Annotated in this window: 15 protein-coding genes; all 15 read left to right on the forward strand. The window is 39.9% G+C overall.

Annotation, left to right across the window (positions count from 1 at the left end):
- Positions 1–195: 195 nt before the first annotated feature.
- The 15 genes from PGU50_RS07160 to PGU50_RS07230 all read left to right on the forward strand — a co-directional run bounded on the left by PGU50_RS07160 (position 196) and on the right by PGU50_RS07230 (position 18,773).
- Positions 196–765: a glycerol-3-phosphate responsive antiterminator gene (locus PGU50_RS07160; RefSeq protein ID WP_117557314.1), complete on the forward strand. Its 570-nt coding sequence runs from the start codon at positions 196–198 to the stop codon at positions 763–765.
- A 139-nt stretch (positions 766–904) separates the two neighbouring features.
- The gene (gene glpK / locus PGU50_RS07165) at positions 905–2,401 is read left to right on the forward strand and encodes a glycerol kinase GlpK (protein ID WP_008373317.1); all 1,497 of its coding nucleotides are present in this window, start codon (positions 905–907) and stop codon (positions 2,399–2,401) included.
- A 60-nt stretch (positions 2,402–2,461) separates the two neighbouring features.
- The gene (locus PGU50_RS07170; protein ID WP_022220047.1) at positions 2,462–3,175 is read left to right on the forward strand and encodes an MIP/aquaporin family protein; all 714 of its coding nucleotides are present in this window, start codon (positions 2,462–2,464) and stop codon (positions 3,173–3,175) included.
- Positions 3,176–3,319: 144 nt separating this feature from the next.
- On the forward strand, positions 3,320–4,756 hold the full coding sequence (locus PGU50_RS07175; protein WP_270246531.1) for an NAD(P)/FAD-dependent oxidoreductase: 1,437 nt from the start codon (positions 3,320–3,322) through the stop codon (positions 4,754–4,756).
- Positions 4,757–4,773: 17 nt separating this feature from the next.
- Complete coding sequence (locus PGU50_RS07180; protein WP_270246532.1) at positions 4,774–6,042, forward strand: NAD(P)/FAD-dependent oxidoreductase; 1,269 nt, start codon at positions 4,774–4,776, stop codon at positions 6,040–6,042.
- Between the two features lie 3 nt (positions 6,043–6,045).
- Positions 6,046–6,405 (forward strand): DUF1667 domain-containing protein, encoded by a 360-nt coding sequence (locus PGU50_RS07185; protein WP_055260332.1) that lies wholly within the window; start codon positions 6,046–6,048, stop codon positions 6,403–6,405.
- A 285-nt stretch (positions 6,406–6,690) separates the two neighbouring features.
- Positions 6,691–8,217 carry an arabinosylfuranosidase ArfA gene (gene arfA / locus PGU50_RS07190; protein ID WP_055247446.1) on the forward strand — a complete coding sequence of 509 codons (1,527 nt, stop codon included), beginning with the start codon at positions 6,691–6,693 and terminating at the stop codon, positions 8,215–8,217.
- A gap of 34 nt (positions 8,218–8,251) precedes the next feature.
- On the forward strand, positions 8,252–9,745 hold the full coding sequence (locus PGU50_RS07195; protein ID WP_055247449.1) for a sugar ABC transporter ATP-binding protein: 1,494 nt from the start codon (positions 8,252–8,254) through the stop codon (positions 9,743–9,745).
- Between the two features lie 11 nt (positions 9,746–9,756).
- On the forward strand, positions 9,757–10,698 hold the full coding sequence (locus PGU50_RS07200; protein WP_055247451.1) for an ABC transporter permease: 942 nt from the start codon (positions 9,757–9,759) through the stop codon (positions 10,696–10,698).
- A 34-nt stretch (positions 10,699–10,732) separates the two neighbouring features.
- Positions 10,733–11,923 (forward strand): sugar ABC transporter substrate-binding protein, encoded by a 1,191-nt coding sequence (locus tag PGU50_RS07205; RefSeq protein WP_227119754.1) that lies wholly within the window; start codon positions 10,733–10,735, stop codon positions 11,921–11,923.
- Positions 11,924–11,958: 35 nt separating this feature from the next.
- Positions 11,959–12,945, forward strand: a complete 987-nt coding sequence (locus tag PGU50_RS07210; protein WP_055247455.1) for an ABC transporter permease — start codon at positions 11,959–11,961, stop codon at positions 12,943–12,945.
- A 116-nt stretch (positions 12,946–13,061) separates the two neighbouring features.
- Entirely contained in the window at positions 13,062–14,654 is a 1,593-nt protein-coding gene (locus PGU50_RS07215; protein WP_055260329.1) for a response regulator transcription factor, read from the forward strand.
- Positions 14,655–14,662: 8 nt separating this feature from the next.
- Positions 14,663–16,453 carry a sensor histidine kinase gene (locus tag PGU50_RS07220; RefSeq protein ID WP_118198649.1) on the forward strand — a complete coding sequence of 597 codons (1,791 nt, stop codon included), beginning with the start codon at positions 14,663–14,665 and terminating at the stop codon, positions 16,451–16,453.
- A 268-nt stretch (positions 16,454–16,721) separates the two neighbouring features.
- Positions 16,722–17,750, forward strand: coding sequence for a transglutaminase domain-containing protein (locus PGU50_RS07225; RefSeq protein WP_117834578.1), 1,029 nt, complete (start codon positions 16,722–16,724; stop codon positions 17,748–17,750).
- Positions 17,751–18,773 (forward strand): DUF3878 family protein, encoded by a 1,023-nt coding sequence (locus PGU50_RS07230; RefSeq protein ID WP_270246533.1) that lies wholly within the window; start codon positions 17,751–17,753, stop codon positions 18,771–18,773.
- The last annotated feature ends 55 nt before the right edge of the window (positions 18,774–18,828 follow it).

Raw genomic sequence — 18,828 nt, forward strand, 5'->3', positions numbered from 1 at the left:
TTATACAAAAAGTATATTTTTTGAAAAAATAATTGAAAAAATTTATGCAATATGATATAGTAAAGCCAGTTGAGGAAGTAATTGAATTGAAAAGAGATGCCGTGACAGGAGAGCGAATGTAAGAGAGACAGCCGGAAGGCTGGTGGTAGGCAACGCTCTTTTTTTGTACTCTAAAAGCGGCAAAAGGGTGATATGATGAGCAGATTTTTTTATGAAGCAGTAGAAGAAAATCCGATCATTGCAGCAGTAAAGAACATGGATGATTTAAAAATCTGCTGTTCTTTGGAAGATATCCGGGTTGTGTTTATTTTATTTGGAGATGTCTGTTCGATCCGTGAGATCGTCCAACAGATAAAAGATTCCGGGAAGGTTGCGATGGTTCATGTAGATCTGATAAGCGGTCTTAGCAGTAAGGAAATTGTCGTAGATTTTATCCGGAAAAATACAGAAGCAGATGGAATAATTTCCACAAAAGCTGCATTGATTAAAAGGGGGAAGGAACTTAAGATGTTCACAGTCCTAAGATATTTCCTTCTGGATTCGATGGCATATGAGAATATCAGGCAGCAACAGCACGCCGTGAAGCCTGATTATATCGAAGTACTTCCGGGGGTGATGCCGAAGGTGATCGGAAAAGTCTGTAAAATGTCAAAGACGCCGATCATTGCAGGCGGTCTGATCTCGGACAAAGAATCTGTGATGGCGGCACTTTCAGCTGGAGCGATCGCAGTTTCATCTACGAATCACGAAGTCTGGAAAATGTAAAACAAAAGTAACAGGAGTAATGTATTTAAACAAAGTACAGGTATTTGAGGATGAGTAAGTAGCGAAGCGGCATAGAATATCCGCTTTACTATAAAACATGCAAAGCAACGATTTTTATTTTAAAGGAGGAAAAAAGAGTATGGCTAAGTATGTAATGGCACTGGATGCGGGAACAACAAGTAACAGATGTATCCTGTTCAATGAAAAAGGAGAAATGTGCAGCGTTGCACAGAGGGAATTCACACAGTATTTCCCGAAACCGGGCTGGGTTGAACATGATGCAGATGAGATCTGGGCAAGTATGCTTGGTGTAGCCGTTGAAGCAATGAACATGATTGGGGCAGAAGCAGAGGACATTGCAGCAATCGGTATTACGAACCAGAGAGAGACAACCATCGTCTGGGACAAAGAGACAGGAGAGCCGATCCATCATGCAATCGTATGGCAGTGCCGTAGAACTTCTGAGTATTGTGACAGTCTGAAGGAAAAAGGACTTACCGATAAATTCAGAGAAAAAACAGGACTTGTTATCGACGCGTATTTCTCAGGAACAAAGGTAAAATGGCTTCTTGACAATGTGCCGGGAGCAAGAGAGAGAGCAGAAAAGGGAGAATTATTATTCGGTACAGTTGAGACATGGCTGATCTGGAAACTGACAAAAGGTGCAGTTCATGTAACGGATTATTCAAACGCTTCCCGTACGATGCTGTTCAATATCAATACACTTGAATGGGATGATGAGATTCTTGCAGAGCTGAACATTCCGAAATGCATGCTTCCAGAACCAAAACCGTCAAGCTGTGTATATGGAGAAGCAGATCCTTCTTACCTTGGTGGACCGATTCCAATCGCAGGAGCAGCCGGAGACCAGCAGTCCGCACTGTTTGGACAGACATGCTTCAATGCAGGCGAAGCAAAGAATACATATGGAACCGGATGTTTCATGCTGATGAATACCGGTGAGAAACCGATCTTCTCAAAGAACGGACTGGTAACAACCATCGCATGGGGACTGGATGGAAAAGTAAATTACGCACTGGAAGGTTCAATTTTCGTGGCAGGAGCTGCAATTCAGTGGCTGAGAGATGAACTTCGTATTATTGATTCCGCACCGGATTCAGAATACATGGCTAAGAAAGTAAAAGATACAAACGGATGCTATGTAGTACCTGCATTTACCGGACTTGGAGCACCGCACTGGGATCAGTATGCAAGAGGAACGATCGTAGGAATTACACGTGGCGTTAATAAATATCACATTATCCGCGCAACTCTGGAATCCCTTGCTTATCAGGTAAATGATGTTCTGGAAGCAATGAAAGCTGACTCCGGAATTGAACTTGCAGCACTTAAGGTTGATGGTGGAGCAAGTGCAAATGATTTCCTGATGCAGACACAGTCTGACATCATCAATGCACCGGTTAACCGTCCGCAGTGTGTAGAGACAACCGCAATGGGAGCTGCTTATCTTGCAGGTCTTGCAGTTGGATACTGGGCAAGTAAAGAGGATGTTATTAAGAACTGGGCAATTGATAAGACATTCGAGCCAAAGATTGCAGATGAAGAAAGAGAAAAACGGATCAAAGGCTGGAATAAGGCTGTCAAATATGCTTACGGATGGGCAAAAGAAGATTAGATTTTGACAGTAAAAAGGAAATGAAAACAGGACATTGAATAGGGAAAAGGGGGACTTATTATGTTACCTTATATAGCAGAGTTTCTTGGAACAATGATACTTATTATTCTTGGAGATGGAGTAGTAGCAAATGTGAACCTTAACAAATCCGGTATGAAAGGTGCCGGTGCGGTTCAGATTACATTTGCCTGGGGTCTTGCAGTTCTGCTTCCGGCATTTATTTTCGGAGAGGCTTCAGGAGCTTCCTTTAATCCGGCACTTACGATCGCGCTTGCAGTGGACGGAAGTTTTGCATGGTCGATGGTTCCTGGATATATCATCGCCCAGATCGCAGGAGCATTCGTAGGCGGCTGTATCGTTTATTTACTTTTTAAAGGACAGTTTGACGCCACAGAAGATCCGGGAACAAAGCTTGGTGTATTCTGTACAGGACCTTCGATTGCAAACACAGGACTGAATATTTTCAGTGAGGCAGTTGGAACATTTATCCTTGTATTTGCGATCAAAGGAATTGGAAACGTGACAGGACTTTCCACAGGCGTTGACAAATTATTTGTATTCGGAATTATCGTATCAGTAGGTATGTCACTTGGCGGACTGACTGGTTATGCGATCAACCCGGCAAGAGATCTTGGACCAAGACTTGCACACGCAGTACTTCCAATTAAAGGAAAAGGTGATTCAAACTTCGGATACGGTCTGGTTGTACCGATTATCGGACCAATCATCGGAGCAATCGCAGCAGTATTACTGTATGGAGCAATTCCGTGGTAAAAATTCAGAATTGAAAATGGTAATGGCATGAGATGAGAGAGCCTGACAGGATAACCGCATAGGGAAATGCGTTTACTTGGCAGGCTCTTTTTCATAAGCAGGAAGTTCAGGAAGAAAAAACAGTTATTAAGGAGTGATCTGGGAATGTATGATGTAATAATTATCGGAGCTGGAGTATCCGGTGCAGCAACAGCAAGAGAGCTGTCACGTTATAAAGTGAAGGCATGTGTAATCGAAAAAGAAGAGGATGTATGCTGTGGTACTTCTAAGGCAAACAGTGCAATTGTCCATGCCGGTTATGATGCGGCAGAAGGATCGCTGATGGCAAAACTGAATGTCAGGGGAAATCAGATGATGGAGCAGCTTTCAAAGGATCTGGATTTCCCATTTAAGAAAAATGGCTCACTGGTTGTATGTCTGCATGAAGAGGATATGCCGAATCTTCAGGCACTGTATGACCGAGGCGTTGCAAATGGTGTTAAGGAGTTAAGAATTCTTAACCGTGAGGAATTGAAAGAAATGGAACCGAATATTTCCGATCAGGCGTATGCCGCACTTTATGCACCGACAGCCGGAATTGTATGTCCGTTTAATCTGAACATTGCAATGGCTGAGAATGCAAATGTAAATGGTGTGGAGTTCAAATTTGATACGGAAGTTACGGATCTTAAACCAATAGATGAAGGATGGGAGATCCATACAAATAACGGGGTTTTCCGGACAAGGTATGTGGTAAATGCAGCCGGAGTCTATGCAGACAGGCTTCATAATATGGTAAGTGAGAAGAAGATCCATATTACCCCTAGAAGAGGAGATTACTGTCTGCTTGATAAGAGTGCGGGAAGTCATGTGAGCAAGACGATTTTTGCACTTCCGGGAAAATATGGAAAAGGTATTCTGGTTGCACCGACGGTTCACGGTAATCTGATCCTTGGACCAACGGCGATCGATATCGAAGATAAAGAAGGAACCAATACAACAAGAGAAGGTCTGGATCAGGTGATCGAAAGGGCAGAGATGAATGTAAAAAATATTCCGCTCCGTCAGGTGATTACTTCATTTGCCGGACTTCGTGCACATGAGGACGGACATGAGTTCCTGATCGGGGAAGTGGAGGATGCAAAAGGATTTATCGACTGTGCAGGCATTGAATCACCGGGTCTTACCAGTGCACCGGCAATCGGAGAAATGGTGGCACAGATCCTGAAAGAGAAAATGAATCTGGAAGAAAAAGAAGATTTTATCGCAACAAGAAAAGGCGTTCTGGATCCGAATACACTCAGCAAGGAAGAAAGAATGGAACTGATCAAAGAGAAACCGGAATACGGAAATATTATCTGCCGCTGTGAAATGGTTACAGAGGGTGAGATCATGGATGCGATCAACAGACCGCTCGGCGCCAAATCTCTGGACGGGGTAAAACGCAGGACAAGAGCCGGAATGGGACGCTGTCAGGCAGGATTCTGTTCACCGAGAACGATGGAGATTCTGGCGAGAGAACGCCATGTGAGTATGTTCGAGATCACAAAATCCGGTGGAGATTCTAAAATAATCACAGGTACTAATAAGGATTCGTTATAAAAGGGAGGCATTGCATCATGAGAGCTTATGATATTGTTATCATTGGAGGAGGACCGGCGGGACTTGCGGCTGCAATTTCGGCAAAGAAAAGCGGAGTGGACAGTGTCCTGATCCTGGAAAGAGATAAAGAACTTGGCGGTATCCTGAATCAGTGCATCCACAACGGATTCGGACTCCATACATTTAAGGAAGAACTGACCGGACCGGAATATGCAGGACGTTTTATTGATCAGGCGAAAGAACTGAATATTGAATACAAGCTGAATACAATGGTTATGGATATCAGCCCACAGAAGGTTGTCACCGCAATGAACCGGGAGGAAGGTCTTTTCGAGATTCAGGCAAAGGCAGTTATTCTGGCAATGGGATGCCGTGAGCGTTCCAGAGGTGCACTTAATATTCCGGGCTATCGTCCGGCAGGTATTTTCTCGGCAGGTACGGCACAGAGACTGGTCAATATCGAAGGCTATATGCCGGGGCGGGAGGTTGTGATCCTTGGTTCCGGCGACATCGGATTGATCATGGCGAGACGAATGACATTTGAAGGCGCAAAGGTTAAGGTTGTTGCAGAGCTGATGCCGTATTCCGGAGGACTGAAGAGAAATATCGTACAGTGTCTGGATGATTATGACATTCCGCTGAAGCTGAGCCATACGGTTGTCGATATCAAAGGAAAAGAGCGTCTGGAAGGCATTACACTGGCACAGGTGGACAGTCACGGAAAACCAATTCCGGGAACTGAAGAAGAATACAGCTGTGATACGCTTCTTCTTTCCGTAGGATTGATCCCGGAAAATGAAATTTCAAGAGGCATGGGCGTGGATATGAACCCTGTCACATCAGGACCGAAGGTAAATGAGAGCCTGGAAACAAACATCGAAGGCGTATTTGCCTGTGGAAATGTCCTGCATGTGCATGACCTGGTTGACTTTGTATCGGAAGAAGCCGGAACTGCAGGAAGAAATGCTGCGGAATACGTCAAACAGGGAGAAGAACGCAGACAGGGCGGAAAAGAGATTAAAATGAATCCAGTCGAAGGTGTCCGTTATACAGTTCCGGGAACGATTAACGTAGACCGGATGGATGAAAAGCTGACCGTGCGTTTCCGTGTGGGCGGTGTCTATAAGAATTGTTATATCAGCGCATATTTTGATGATGAAAGAGTGATCCACAGAAAACGTCCGGTTGTTGCACCAGGTGAGATGGAAGAGATTAAGCTGACAAAAGAGCAGCTTCTGAAATATCCGGATCTGCAGACTATCACAGTAAAGATTGAGGAGGCGTAGACGATGGAAGAGAGAAAATTGACATGTATCGGCTGTCCGATGGGCTGTCCTCTTACAGTTGTAATGAATGGGGAAGAAGTAGTGAGCGTCACGGGAAATACCTGTAAACGCGGTGATGTATACGCAAGAAAAGAAGTGACGAATCCGACGAGAATCGTAACTTCGACCGTGCGGGTGTCCGGCGGAAGCATCGATATGGTATCGGTGAAGACGAAAGAAGATATCCCGAAGGGCAAGATCTTTGAATGTGTGAAGGCGCTCAAAGGAATTGAAGTTCCGGCTCCGGTTCATATTGGGGATGTGATTCTTGAAAATGTGGCGGACACGGGCGTGGATATTGTTGCGACGAAGAATGTTGAATAAAAGGAAAAGAAGGAGAAGTCCTGTATGGTGACGGAAAGGGTTGCCATATGGGACTTTTTTAATGTAAAAGACTGTGACTTTTGTTTGAAATTATGCAGAATACTTAACAAACTTAAAAAAATTACACATTTTTTGGAAGAAATTTATAAAACCAAAAAATTTTATACATTCACATAAAAAATGAATATAGTGAAAAAACAGGCACCATTCTAAAATATTCACATAACAAAGAATCGTTTGAAATGAACGACAGGAGAATATGAAAGTTTAAGGGAGGAACGAGAAATGAAAAAAGCAAAATGCTTTAGTGACATCCATTACGACATTGGAAAAATTGATGACAAAATGTACTCGTCTTTTACAGAACATCTGGGACGAAGCATTTATACAGGAATCTACGAGCCGGGGCATCCAAATGCAGATGAAGACGGATATCGTAAAGATGTCATGGAATTAGTAAAAGAATTAGGCGTTCCGGTAATTCGTTATCCAGGTGGAAACTTTGTATCATGCTATGACTGGCATGATGGAATTGGACCAAAAGAAAAAAGACCAAAACGTATGGATTATGCATGGTCAAGTATTGAAACAAACCAGTTCGGTATTGATGAATTTTGCCAGTGGGCAGAAAAAGTTGGTATTGAACCGATGATTGCAGTCAACCTTGGAACAGGAAGTATTAAAGATGCCGGCGATCTGGTTGAATATTGCAATCATCCGGGTGGAACCTATTGGAGTGATTTGAGAGCCCAGAACGGACATCCAGAACCATATAATATCAAATATTGGTGCCTTGGGAATGAGATGGAAGGAAGCTGGCAGGCAGGACATTTGTCAGCAGAAGATTATACAAAGAAAGCACTTGAAGCAGCAAAGATCATGAGATGGGTTGATCCTTCTATTAAACTGGTTGCCTGCGGAAGCAGTTATGAAATGTTACCAACCTATATGGAATGGGACAGAACAATGCTGACAGATCTTTATAATCAGGTTGATTATTTATCAACTCATAACTATACAATGAACTCTGGGCAGGGTACAACAAATTATCTTGCTTCCTATAAACAGCTGGATTCTCATATTAAAAACAGCGCAAAAGTTATTGAGTATGTAAAGGCTAAAAATCATTTTGATAAAGATTTAAAGATTTGTCTGGATGAATGGAATGTGTGGAATTTCCAGGACATCAAACTGGATTCTCTGGATGATTTAATGGGACTTACAACGTTCGAGATGACATCAGCTGGAAAATGGGAAATCGCGCCACCGATTCTGCAGGAAAAATACAGTCTGCTGGACGCAGTTGTTGTTGGAGGACTTGGAATTTCATTGCTGAACAATGCAGATACAGTTGAAATTGCCTGCCTGGCACAGCTTATCAATGTGATTGCTCCGATTACAACAATTCCGGGAGGCGGAATTTTCAAACAGGCGATTTATCATCCGTTCCATATGCTCAGCAAATATGGACATGGAACTGTTAAGAAAGCCATTGTGGATGCACCGAAATATCAGTGCGATTTAGGTGAATTAAATGTTGTTGAACCAGCAGTTATCTATAATGAGGAAAATGATGAAGTAAGAATCTTCGTTCTGAACTGCGATCAGGAAGAGGACGTTGAATTTGAAGTTGATTTACAGGGATATGGAGATAAGAAAGTAAAGAAACATCTGGTACTTGCCGGAAATGACTATTCTGTAATGAACACAATTGAACATCCGGATGCAGTTGAAATGGAAGAGAAAGAGGTAACAGCTGCAAATTCTGTGGTATTACCAAAAATGTCATGGAATGTAATTGTTTTAGGATAATAAAAGAAGAAGGAAAGAGGGAGGTGGCAACGAAATGAGCGTGATTTTGGAAGCAAAACATATTTCAAAAAACTTTGGACTTACTCAGGCATTGAAAGACGTTTCTGTAACCATTGATGAAGGAGAAGTTATTGGTCTGATCGGAGAAAATGGTTCCGGAAAGTCAACTCTTTCCTCTATTATTTCCGGAGTTTATCCGCAATCTGAAGGAGAGCTTACTCTGGACGGAAAACCATATAAACCAGCAGACACACTGGATGCACAGAATCATGGAATCAGTATGATTGCCCAGGAAATGGGAACACTTCCGGGAATTAAAGTAGCAGATAATCTTTTTATCGGAAAAGAGCAGTTGTTTACAAAACATGGTGTTGTTGACAGAAAAAAGATGTATCAGGAAGCAAGAAAGGCACTTGAAAAAATCGGAATTGACAATATTCATCCGGAAGATCCGATCATAAAATACAGTCTGGAAGAAAGAAAACTGATTGAAGTTGTAAGAGCATTGTATACGAATCCAAGGATTTTCATCGTTGACGAAACAACAACTGCCTTGTCTCAACGAGGAAGGGATATCATTTACCAGGTTATTAAGAACATGAAGAAGGAAAATAAGACAGTACTGTTTATTTCCCATGACCTGGAAGAACTGATGGAGGTTTGCAGTAAGCTGATTGTTTTGCGAGACGGTGTGTTTGTTGCTGAACTTGAAAAATCTGAGTTTGAAGAGGAAAAGATAAAAGAGTTGATGGTAGGACGTAAACTTACCGGAGATTATTATCGAAGTGATTACGATGGAAGCTATGGGAAAGAGGTTGTGCTTTCGGCAGAAAAACTGTATGTAGGAGATAGCCTCAAAGGTGTCTCACTGGAACTTCATAAAGGAGAAATCCTTGGAATAGGTGGGTTAACAGATTGCGGAATGCATGAACTTGGAAAAGCGTTGTTTGGAAATGTTAAACCATTGTATGGTGAAGTAAAACTTGGAAATGGAAAAAAGATTACATCAGAAAAACAGGCAATCAAGAACAAGATTGGATATGTATCCAAGAACCGAGACCAGGAAGCACTGATCTTATCAGCAAGTATCATGGAAAATACCGTTTTACCATCCTTGTCAATGATCGCAAAAGGTGGTGTAATTACCAAAGGTGCTGAAAAGAAATTTACCGATAAACAGGTAAAAGATATGAGCATTAAATGCAGAGAGATTGGACAAAACGTAGGTGATTTAAGTGGTGGTAATAAACAGAAAGTTGTATTTGGAAAATGGCTTGGTAATGAGTCAGAAATTTATATCTTGGACTGCCCGACACGAGGAATTGATATTGGTGTAAAGGCATTTATGTATCAGCTGATGTACCGCCTGAAAAAAGAAGGAAAATCTATTTTGATGATTTCAGAAGAACTTCCGGAACTGATTGGAATGAGTGATCGTATTCTGATTATGAAAGATGGTCAGATACAAGATTCATTTACCAGGTCAGAAGAGTTAAATGAATCTGTATTAATCAAGAAGATGGTTTAGGAGGGATAAAAGTGAAAGAGAAAGCTAAGGCAAAAGAAATTCTTCAGAAAATAATTCCTTTCCTTGGAATCATTTTAATGATTATCATATTTCAGGTCGGAGGAGAAGGGAAACTGCTGACAAAAGGTAATATTAACAGTATTCTGAATCAGACCGTATATATAGCGATTATGGCATTTGGTGCAATTTTCGTATACTCACATGGCGGAATGGATTTGTCATACGGTGGTGTTATCGGTTTCAGCGTTTTAGTTGCGATTTTAGTTGCGAACACAGGAGTACCGGCAGGAGTAGTATTTATTACAAACATTCTTGCAGCACTGGTATGGTTCGTATTGAACGGAGTTGTTTCCGTATATTTGCAGGTTTCGCCATTTATCACATCACTATGCATCATGTACATGTGTCGTGGAATCTTAAATACGGTATGTGCATCACAGAAATATAGTATTCCGGTTGAACTTTTTGAATTTGATAATCAGAAATTTAAGCTGGGAATGCTGTTAGGCGTCTTTATTATCTGCTATATCTTATTTGAAAAAACAGCAATTGGAAAAGATAATAAAGCAATTGGAGGAAATCCAGCCGCTGCAAAGCAGGCAGGCGTAAACGTTAATAGAACCAGAATGATCGCTTACATTATCAGTGGTATCACGGTAGGTATTGCAGGATTTATCCTTATGGCAAGAGCCGGAAGTGTAAGTACTTCAACTGGTCAGGGAATGGAAATGAACGTTGTCACAGCATTGGTACTTGGAGGTGTGCCATTGTCCGGAGGTTCTAAAGTAAAAATGATCGGAGCTGTGGTCGGAAGCTTTTCTGTTATCCTTTTGAGAAATGGATTGATTATCCTGGGTGTTAACGAACGTGTGGTTGAAGGAATTCAGGGACTGGTACTGTTACTGTTAGTATTCCTTACATATGTAAAGAACAAAGATGGTGTACTGGAGTAACAGATGAAACAAGGAGAAAAGAGGAGGAAAAGAAATGAAAAGAATTAAACGAGCAGTAGCTGTTTTATTAGCAGTTATGATGGTATTCTCTGTAATCGGTTGTGGTGGTTCTTCAGGAAGCAAGAAATCAGACAGCAGTTCAAAAGAGACAAAAGATGCAAAGACAGAGGAAGTCTGGGGAAACAAATCAGGTCAGGATGAAATTTGTGGAGATCCGGATGGTAAATACACAATTGGTGTAGTTATCCATACAACAACAGATTTCCTTTGCGCAAAATACAAAGCATACACAGATTATCTTGGAAAAGCATATGGTGTAAAATTTAACTATTACATTATTGAAAACTTTGCAGATGAAACATATCTTTCTGCAATTGAAAACCTCTGTGCACAGGGTGTTGATGGTATTATCACAACAAACTTCTCAGGAACAGCAGTCCTTCAGGGATTAAAAATTTGTGAAGAAAATGAAGTTTATCTTGGTGTAGGCTGGTCACAGATTGATGAAAGCATCAAAGATCAGGTTTACAAGAGTGATTACTTTGTTGGTGGATCTTATGAAGCAGATTACGATGCAGGATATGAAATTGTAACAAGCCTTATTGATTCAGGATGCAAGAACATTGCAGCAATTGGCTATGAACCTGGAATTACCTGCCATGACAGAAGATGGGAAGGTATGATGAAAGCATTTGAAGATCATCCGGAAGTTAAAAAAGCTGGTGAATACAGAGGCCTTGAATTCACAAAAGCAGTAGAAGATTTCCTTGCAGCAGATGATTCTATCGATGGTATTGCAATTACACTTCTTGGTATTGAATACTGCTCAGAACCAATCAAATCAGCAGGACGTGAAGGTCAGGTTAAGATCGCATTCTGTGACCTTTCAGAAAATTGTCAGGGAAGCCTTGACAATGGTGAAACAGTATGTGCAATCGGTGGACAGTATGCTGATGCAGTATTCCCGTTCGTACTTATCTACAATGCACTGGAAGGAAATGCTCTTGACAAAGTAGAAGTACCGGTTAACTTTATTGTATGTAAATCTGGTCAGGAATTCTCTGATTACATGACATACCTTCATAATGATGGTGTATATGCATGGACAACAGATGAAGTTGATCAGCTGATTAAATCAAAAAATAAAAATGCATCTTCTGATGAGCTGCTTGAAATGGGCAAGAACTACAGTATTGAAGATACAATTGCAAGACATGGAAAATAAATTACTACTTTAACGGATATGGAAAGGGAAGGCGTATGAAAACGAAATCAGATACAGTTAAAAATGTATGCAAAGTCGTTATGCTCCCGGTATTTGTATATCTTCTGTTTTTCATATGCTCCGGCGGAGCATTTGGAAAACCGGCGAGTCTTATTATGAACCTGAAGCAAACGCTGGCCCCTACGCTAATTTCATTCGCAATGTGTTCGAACATGTTGTGTAACAGAATGGATCTTAGTGCAGGTGCGGTTGTAATGCTCTCGGCAATGTTCGGAGCAAAAATGGTATATCTTTACGGAATCGGATTGATACCATTTGCATTGATTGTGGTTGGAGCGGGCATTGTACTTGGAACAATCTCAGGTGTTATGTATATGTTACTGAGAGTTCCGGCAATTGTTACAGCACTTGGTGTTTGCATGGTATATGAGACATTATCCAACCTGGCAAGTATTTCATGGGTAACAGCTATTAACGGAGAAATTACAACACTTGGAAGATTTCCGTATTGTTTGATTATTTTTGCGATCATGTTTGTACTGTTCTACATCATTTTCAACTATACAAAGTTTGGATATAATGTAAGAGCATGTGCAAGTTCACAGAGAATTGCAAAAAATTCAGGTGTCAATACCAAGAAAACAGCATTCCTCTGCTATGTAGTTTCATCATTATTCCTTGGAGTTGCGGCACTTTTGAAGATTTCTATACAGGGATCAATTGATACGCCGATGTACATGTCAAGTACGAATATTATTTTCAACTGCATGCTTGGAATTTATGTTGGACTGGCACTTGAACAGTATTGTAATCTGGTAATCGGAATCTTTATCGGAAACTTTATTTTAAATATGCTGACGACAGGACTTCTCAGCATGGGACTTTCAGCTTCGCTGCAGGATACAGCATCTGGAATCTTCCTTCTGGTTATTATGATCTTTACTTACAACAACCAGAGAGTAATGAACTTTATCAGTGAACGAAAGCTGAAAAAAGAGCTTGTGAGAACAAACGCACAATAAAAAATAATTTAAATGACACCCGGAGTATACGCATCCTGTCAGCTTGCGATACTCCGGGTGTCGCTGTATAATCGGAATAGACAGCATTTGACAGGGCATAATGGGAGGAAGAAAATATGATAAAAGTATTGTTAGTGGATGATGAAAAGCTGGCACTGGAGTATTTGGAGCATATTATTGATTGGGAGTATCATGGATTTGAATTGATCGGGGTAACGACAAATCCAGAACAGGCACTTGCAATTTACAAGACACACAGACCGGATCTGGTGATATCAGATGTAAAGATGCCTGGATTAAATGGATTGGAATTAGGGGATGCAATTCGCGAATATGGTGGAAATACACATATTCTGTTCCTTTCAGCATATAAAAATTTTGATTATGTAAAACAGGCAATCCGGTTAGGAATTGATGATTATATCTTAAAAAGTGATCTGGAGGAAGATGGATTTTTAAGAAAAATACTAAAATTAAAAGAAGAAATTATAAAAGAAAAAGCAAAAAAGCAGTATACAATTACAGCAATTTTAGAGGAATTATTTAGAAAAAATATTTCAGAAGAGGTATATAAAGATATTCTTGATGAAAATGATTATATAGGTTTGCATAAGAAATATTATTATATTATCGTTTCTCAAAGAAAGGTTCCGAAGATTTTAAAGAAATATATTCCACTTGATAACAATCAGATGACATTGGATAATCGGCTCATAAAAAGAGCGTGCGAAAATGTATCTGAAAATACTGGGATTCATGTAGGGGCCAGGTTTCCGGTAAACGAAGATGAATATCTGATTTTGCTTGAATTCGGAAAAGGAATTGTTTCACAAAAAGAAATAAATGACAGAATTTATGATTTTGCAAGAAAGCTGTATGAATATATTAACAGAGAAGAAAAACTGTATCATGTATATTATTGTTTGCATGGAAGTATGGTAAGGCAGTTCCGGTCTAATTTTACAAATTATCAAAGACAACTGGAAAATAATATTTTAAAAAATGAAGTAGAGTTACAGGAGCTGCGTTATGACGGAAAAGAGGAAAATGAGAAGAAACTGTCAGGAATTTCATCAGAAGAAATTTATCAGTCTTTACAACAGGGAAAAACAGAAGAAATTGAAAAAATAGAAAACCGATTGCATGAAACAGAAAAAAAACAGAATGTTACAGAATACTTGGAATATATAGAACATATTTTGGAGGCTCTTAGTTTGTTTGATGGAAAACTGATTGGAGAAACAAGCGGTCAGAGATTTTTGATGACCGAGGGATGCAGTTCTTATGATTTTAGAAAAGTAACAGATCTTCAGGCATATATTGAATACAAGATAGAAGAAATTTGTCGAATGAAAAATGAGAAAGAAAAAATGATTTATTCCGATGTGACAATCAATGCAATGGCTTATATCAATCAGAATTATGGTGATGCAAGTATTACAGCAGCAGAAGTTGCGGAGCATGTTGGTGTGACGTCTTCCTGGTTATCAACGAAATTTAAAACAGAAACTGGAATACGGGTAAATGATTTTATCAATAATGTCAGAATAGAAAATGCAAAGAAAATGTTCCAGGATAAAGAATATATGGTTTATGAAGTATCAGAAAAGACAGGTTTTACTTCCAGTCAGTATTTCAGTAAAATTTTCAAAGAATATACAGGACTGACACCGAACCAATATCGCAGGAAATTATTAGCCGGAGAGTAGAAGAGGTCATGAAATTAAGAAATAAATTGGTTATAGCACAATTATGTGTGTTTTTGGTAATTATGGGAATATTGCTCATGGCATTACCGGAACTGGTATATAGAAATATCAGTGTGAAAGACAGAGAGGATACCATGATTCTGAATGAGCAGATCATGTCTCAGTTAGATCAGAATTTTGAAGAGCTGGTAAGATTTACAAAGATTGTGGCAGAAGAACCAGAACTTATTCAGAAAATAGATCAATATATGTCGGAGCCGAATGAAGCAAATAATGCGAAAATAAGTCTTTTTTTATCCCAGCTTGGTGTAAAAAATAAAATTCAGTCATATGGAATCATCGGGATTTATCTGGATGTCCAAAAGGCGGATAAAATATATGATTTTTCAACAGTAGGATTTTCGAATAAAGTAAAAGAACATATTTGTAGTGAAATAAAAGAATTAGATTTAAAAGGGAAAAAGACAAGTTTTTTGAATCCTTTTGCTTATGACGGGGAATCAGATACAGCATTTGGAAATATATTTAACATGGTTTATGGATATACGATGGAATATATATATCATGGGCAGAAAGGCAATCTTACTGTTATAGCATCTTTTGACCAGTTGTACTATATTGCAAACCAGATGAAAGATTACAGTAACGATTATCTGTTTCTTGATAAAAATAATCAGATTTTACAGCCAAGTGTTAAGGAAACACAAATAGATGTAAACGCAACTCTGAAAAACATGAAGTATGGAAAAAGCTATAAGGAAGGTTATTGGCAGCAGGAAGATGGGATTACTACAGTACGTTTTTCGGAAGAAGATGGGTGGAAGATTATTTGCAGGCAGAGCAGAAAAGATATTCTGGACAATAACCGTTCGCTGATTTTTCTGGTAGAAATACTGATTTTATGTTTTGGGCTTGGAATTGTGTTAGTTATGATCCCGATTGTAAATCATTTTACCGGTCCGCTTACGGATGTATCAAAACAAATGAATGAAATAGCAGAAGGAAATCTGGATGCACGAATTGAGGTGAATTCAACAGATGAAATAGGAGAAGTAGGCGCTTCATTTAATGTTATGGCAAAACGTTTGCAGGAAAATATTGTTGAAATGGTCGAACAGGAAAAGAGAGAGCAGCAACTGAAGTATGGTCTGATGATTTCGCAGGTGGATCCACATTTTATCTATAATACCATGAATATGATTACATATCTGGCACAGAAAAACCGGAATGAAGATGTGATTGCAGTGAATAAAGCTATGATTCAGATTTTAAGGGACAGACTACGTATAGAGGTGGATAATGTTTATGATACAGTAGAGCAGGAAATTAAAGTAGTGAGAGAATATTTACTGATTCAGAAATATCGATATACAGGAATATTTAAAAGTGTTATTGATATTGAAGCGGGGGTTGAGCCATATCTGATTGCAAAAAATATTTTGCAGCCACTTGTAGAGAATGCGTTCTTTCATGGAATTCTATGTAATACGGATGAAGAAGGCGAAGTAATAGACGGATGCATTACGATTCGTATCAGAATGGAAGAAGATGAAGTTGAGATTATTGTAAAAGATAATGGTGCAGGGATGTCTCAGGACAAACTAGATGAATTAAGCAAACCGCAGCGTAAACTGTCAAGTATGGAAAGAGGAGAACATATCGGTATAAAAAATATTAAAGAAAGACTGGACTATATTTATGAAAATAAATACAGATTTCAGATATGGTCAAAAGAGGGCGAAGGTACGATCGTTACGATCCGGATTCCGGCAATTGTATCAAGTGAAACTGAGAAATAAAAGAATGGAAGAGGTTCTATGTAGCAGTAAAAACTGTTATATGGAGCCTTTTTATATAAGTAATGAAGGGAATTTATGTGTCTGAAAGAAGTGGAAAAGGGCCAACATTTTGTGATTTCGTTAAGAAATGGGTATAAACATTTTCTATTTTCGTTAAAAACTAGCGTAAAACATTTCTGTTTTTCGTTAAAAAGCAAGGAAAAACATTTCGTGTTTTCGTGAAAAAATGTATAATAGGAGAATCAAAACATTGCGCAGGAGGACTTTCATGGAACCATTCTATTATACCAAAATGACGAAACAGCAGCAGGCAGCATACCATGTAATCATGCAGGGAGCGAATGCACTTGCGGATGAATTTCAGATACCGCGCATAGAAATTGCGGAGCTTTATGATGTCTTTTTCAGGCTTCGGCTGGATCATCCGGAGATTTTCTGGATGACAGGATATAAGTATAAATACTATCAGGACTCTCCGAATCTGATCTTTGTACCGGAGTATCTGTTTGACAAAAATAAAATCCGGGAGCATCAGAGGGCAATGTCCTCCAGAGTAGAAAAACTTGCGCGGGCGGCAAAAGATTTGTCTGAATGGGAAAAGGAGAAATATATTCATGATTTTATCTGTGATAATGTGACTTATGATAAGCTGAAAAAGGCGTATTCCCATGAGATCATCGGTCCACTTGGACATGGAGTTGGCGTATGTGAAGGAATTGCAAAATCTGTGAAAGTACTCTGTGATGCGCTTGGAATCTGGTGCATGATCGCAGTCTGTGGTAACAATCCGGAAAAAGGGATCAAGTACCGTCATACTTGGAATATCGTAAAAATTGGTGGTACATATTATCATCTGGATGCAACTTTTGACAATACGCTTGGTAAACACAGTGCGGCAGGACAGGAGATCCGCTATGATTATTTCAATCTGGACGACAAGAAGATTTTCCGGGATCATGAACCGCTGATCGCACCGGCACCGGTCTGTACGAATGGGGATCATTTTTATTATCGGGAGAAGAAACTTTCCTTTACAAAAGAAGAAGATGTTTATAAACGGTCGCTGCAGGCGGCTAAGAAGGGCAGGACATTGACCTTTCAGTGGAGAGGTGGCTATCTGACAAGAGAAGTTTTGGAGAAACTTTTGGATCTGCTCCGGAAAGCCGGAGAAGAGAAGCAGAAGGCTGCCAGGATCAGCCTCAACTGGTCGCAGGCAGTGATCCGTGTCAGTTATGTGGAGGACAGAGGACTTGCCTGTGTGGATATGGAAGAGGCAAATGAAGGAGAAAAGGAATAGATGAGTGAACTGGAAATACAGGAAAATATGTCAGCAGAGGAAGCGTTCATGGATACAGAAAATGCATATGAAGAAATTCCGGAGGCCTTCCAGAAACTTGCCCAGTTACTCGGTCAGGATCAGTTTGAAGTTCTGTTTCCAGATAAAGATGCCAAAAACCAGGATGAGATCCGCTTGGTGTATCTGATGAATGATGCAGTGGAAAGCTTTCTGGTTTTTATCGGTGCGAGGATGACCGGACATTATCAGAAGGATTATGAAGGAGAGCTGGACGCAACTTTAAGCCAGGAGGATGGAGAATATGTACTTGTCGTATATCAGGGCGAAACGGTTGTGACTATTTTCTTCCAGGATCTTTCGCTGGAGATGAATCTCTATAATTACGGAGATATAGGACATTTCTGGTTGAAAGGGTATGAGTATCTGCGGATTCTGGAATATCGTCTGGCGATTCTGAGTGATAAATGTGAATATCTTGGAGAAAAGGCAACAAGTGATACAGAACGGAAACTTGCAAAACTGGTACATTTTCCTCCGCTGAACTATACCTGTTATCCGGCAGTTCCGGCAAAATATATTGTCCCGATGGAAGATCCGTGGAATCCGACCGAAGAGGCAATGGATGTAATGGAAGAGCTTGTTAAAGAAGCAGGGGATAAAAGTCTGTTGTGGTGGCTGCAAAGATACCGGAGATATCATGGAAAAAGAATGAGCAGATGGATTGCCCGACTATTACATCGGGAGAAACATGCGGCGGTTGTAGACTTGCTAAATAAAAAACTTGCCAAAGAAGCGGAAAATTATCCACGGAGGGATTTTGGGGAGAAATTTAATCAGAAATATCAGAACATTTTGAAAAAAGCCGAAAAAAGAAAAGCAGAGCTGGAGTCAAATGGACAGAAAGTTACACTTGTACGTGAGGAGCCATTTGCTGCGGCGAGAGATTCGGTAGATTTCAAAGTGTACCTGATGATTTGGAAAGAAAAGCAGGGGGACCGTGTTGCTGAAATAGAAGAATTTTAGCAATGGATGATATGAGAACTTAGAAAATAGAAACAGGTCAACGGAGTGAGACTCA

This window comes from Coprococcus sp. AM11-30B, assembly GCF_027674365.1.
GTDB classification, from domain to species: Bacteria; Bacillota; Clostridia; order Lachnospirales; family Lachnospiraceae; genus Allocoprococcus; species Allocoprococcus comes.

Excerpts from the sequence above, each read along its gene's own strand:
- PGU50_RS07160 (WP_117557314.1), top strand. The coding sequence starts at position 196 with ATGAGCAGATTTTTTTATGAAGCAGTAGAAGAAAATCCGATCATTGCA.
- glpK (WP_008373317.1), top strand. The coding sequence starts at position 905 with ATGGCTAAGTATGTAATGGCACTGGATGCGGGAACAACAAGTAACAGA.
- PGU50_RS07170 (WP_022220047.1), top strand. The coding sequence starts at position 2,462 with ATGTTACCTTATATAGCAGAGTTTCTTGGAACAATGATACTTATTATT.
- PGU50_RS07175 (WP_270246531.1), top strand. The coding sequence starts at position 3,320 with ATGTATGATGTAATAATTATCGGAGCTGGAGTATCCGGTGCAGCAACA.
- PGU50_RS07180 (WP_270246532.1), top strand. The coding sequence starts at position 4,774 with ATGAGAGCTTATGATATTGTTATCATTGGAGGAGGACCGGCGGGACTT.
- PGU50_RS07185 (WP_055260332.1), top strand. The coding sequence starts at position 6,046 with ATGGAAGAGAGAAAATTGACATGTATCGGCTGTCCGATGGGCTGTCCT.
- arfA (WP_055247446.1), top strand. The coding sequence starts at position 6,691 with ATGAAAAAAGCAAAATGCTTTAGTGACATCCATTACGACATTGGAAAA.
- PGU50_RS07195 (WP_055247449.1), top strand. The coding sequence starts at position 8,252 with ATGAGCGTGATTTTGGAAGCAAAACATATTTCAAAAAACTTTGGACTT.
- PGU50_RS07205 (WP_227119754.1), top strand. The coding sequence starts at position 10,733 with ATGAAAAGAATTAAACGAGCAGTAGCTGTTTTATTAGCAGTTATGATG.
- PGU50_RS07210 (WP_055247455.1), top strand. The coding sequence starts at position 11,959 with ATGAAAACGAAATCAGATACAGTTAAAAATGTATGCAAAGTCGTTATG.
- PGU50_RS07215 (WP_055260329.1), top strand. The coding sequence starts at position 13,062 with ATGATAAAAGTATTGTTAGTGGATGATGAAAAGCTGGCACTGGAGTAT.
- PGU50_RS07220 (WP_118198649.1), top strand. The coding sequence starts at position 14,663 with ATGAAATTAAGAAATAAATTGGTTATAGCACAATTATGTGTGTTTTTG.
- PGU50_RS07225 (WP_117834578.1), top strand. The coding sequence starts at position 16,722 with ATGGAACCATTCTATTATACCAAAATGACGAAACAGCAGCAGGCAGCA.
- PGU50_RS07230 (WP_270246533.1), top strand. The coding sequence starts at position 17,751 with ATGAGTGAACTGGAAATACAGGAAAATATGTCAGCAGAGGAAGCGTTC.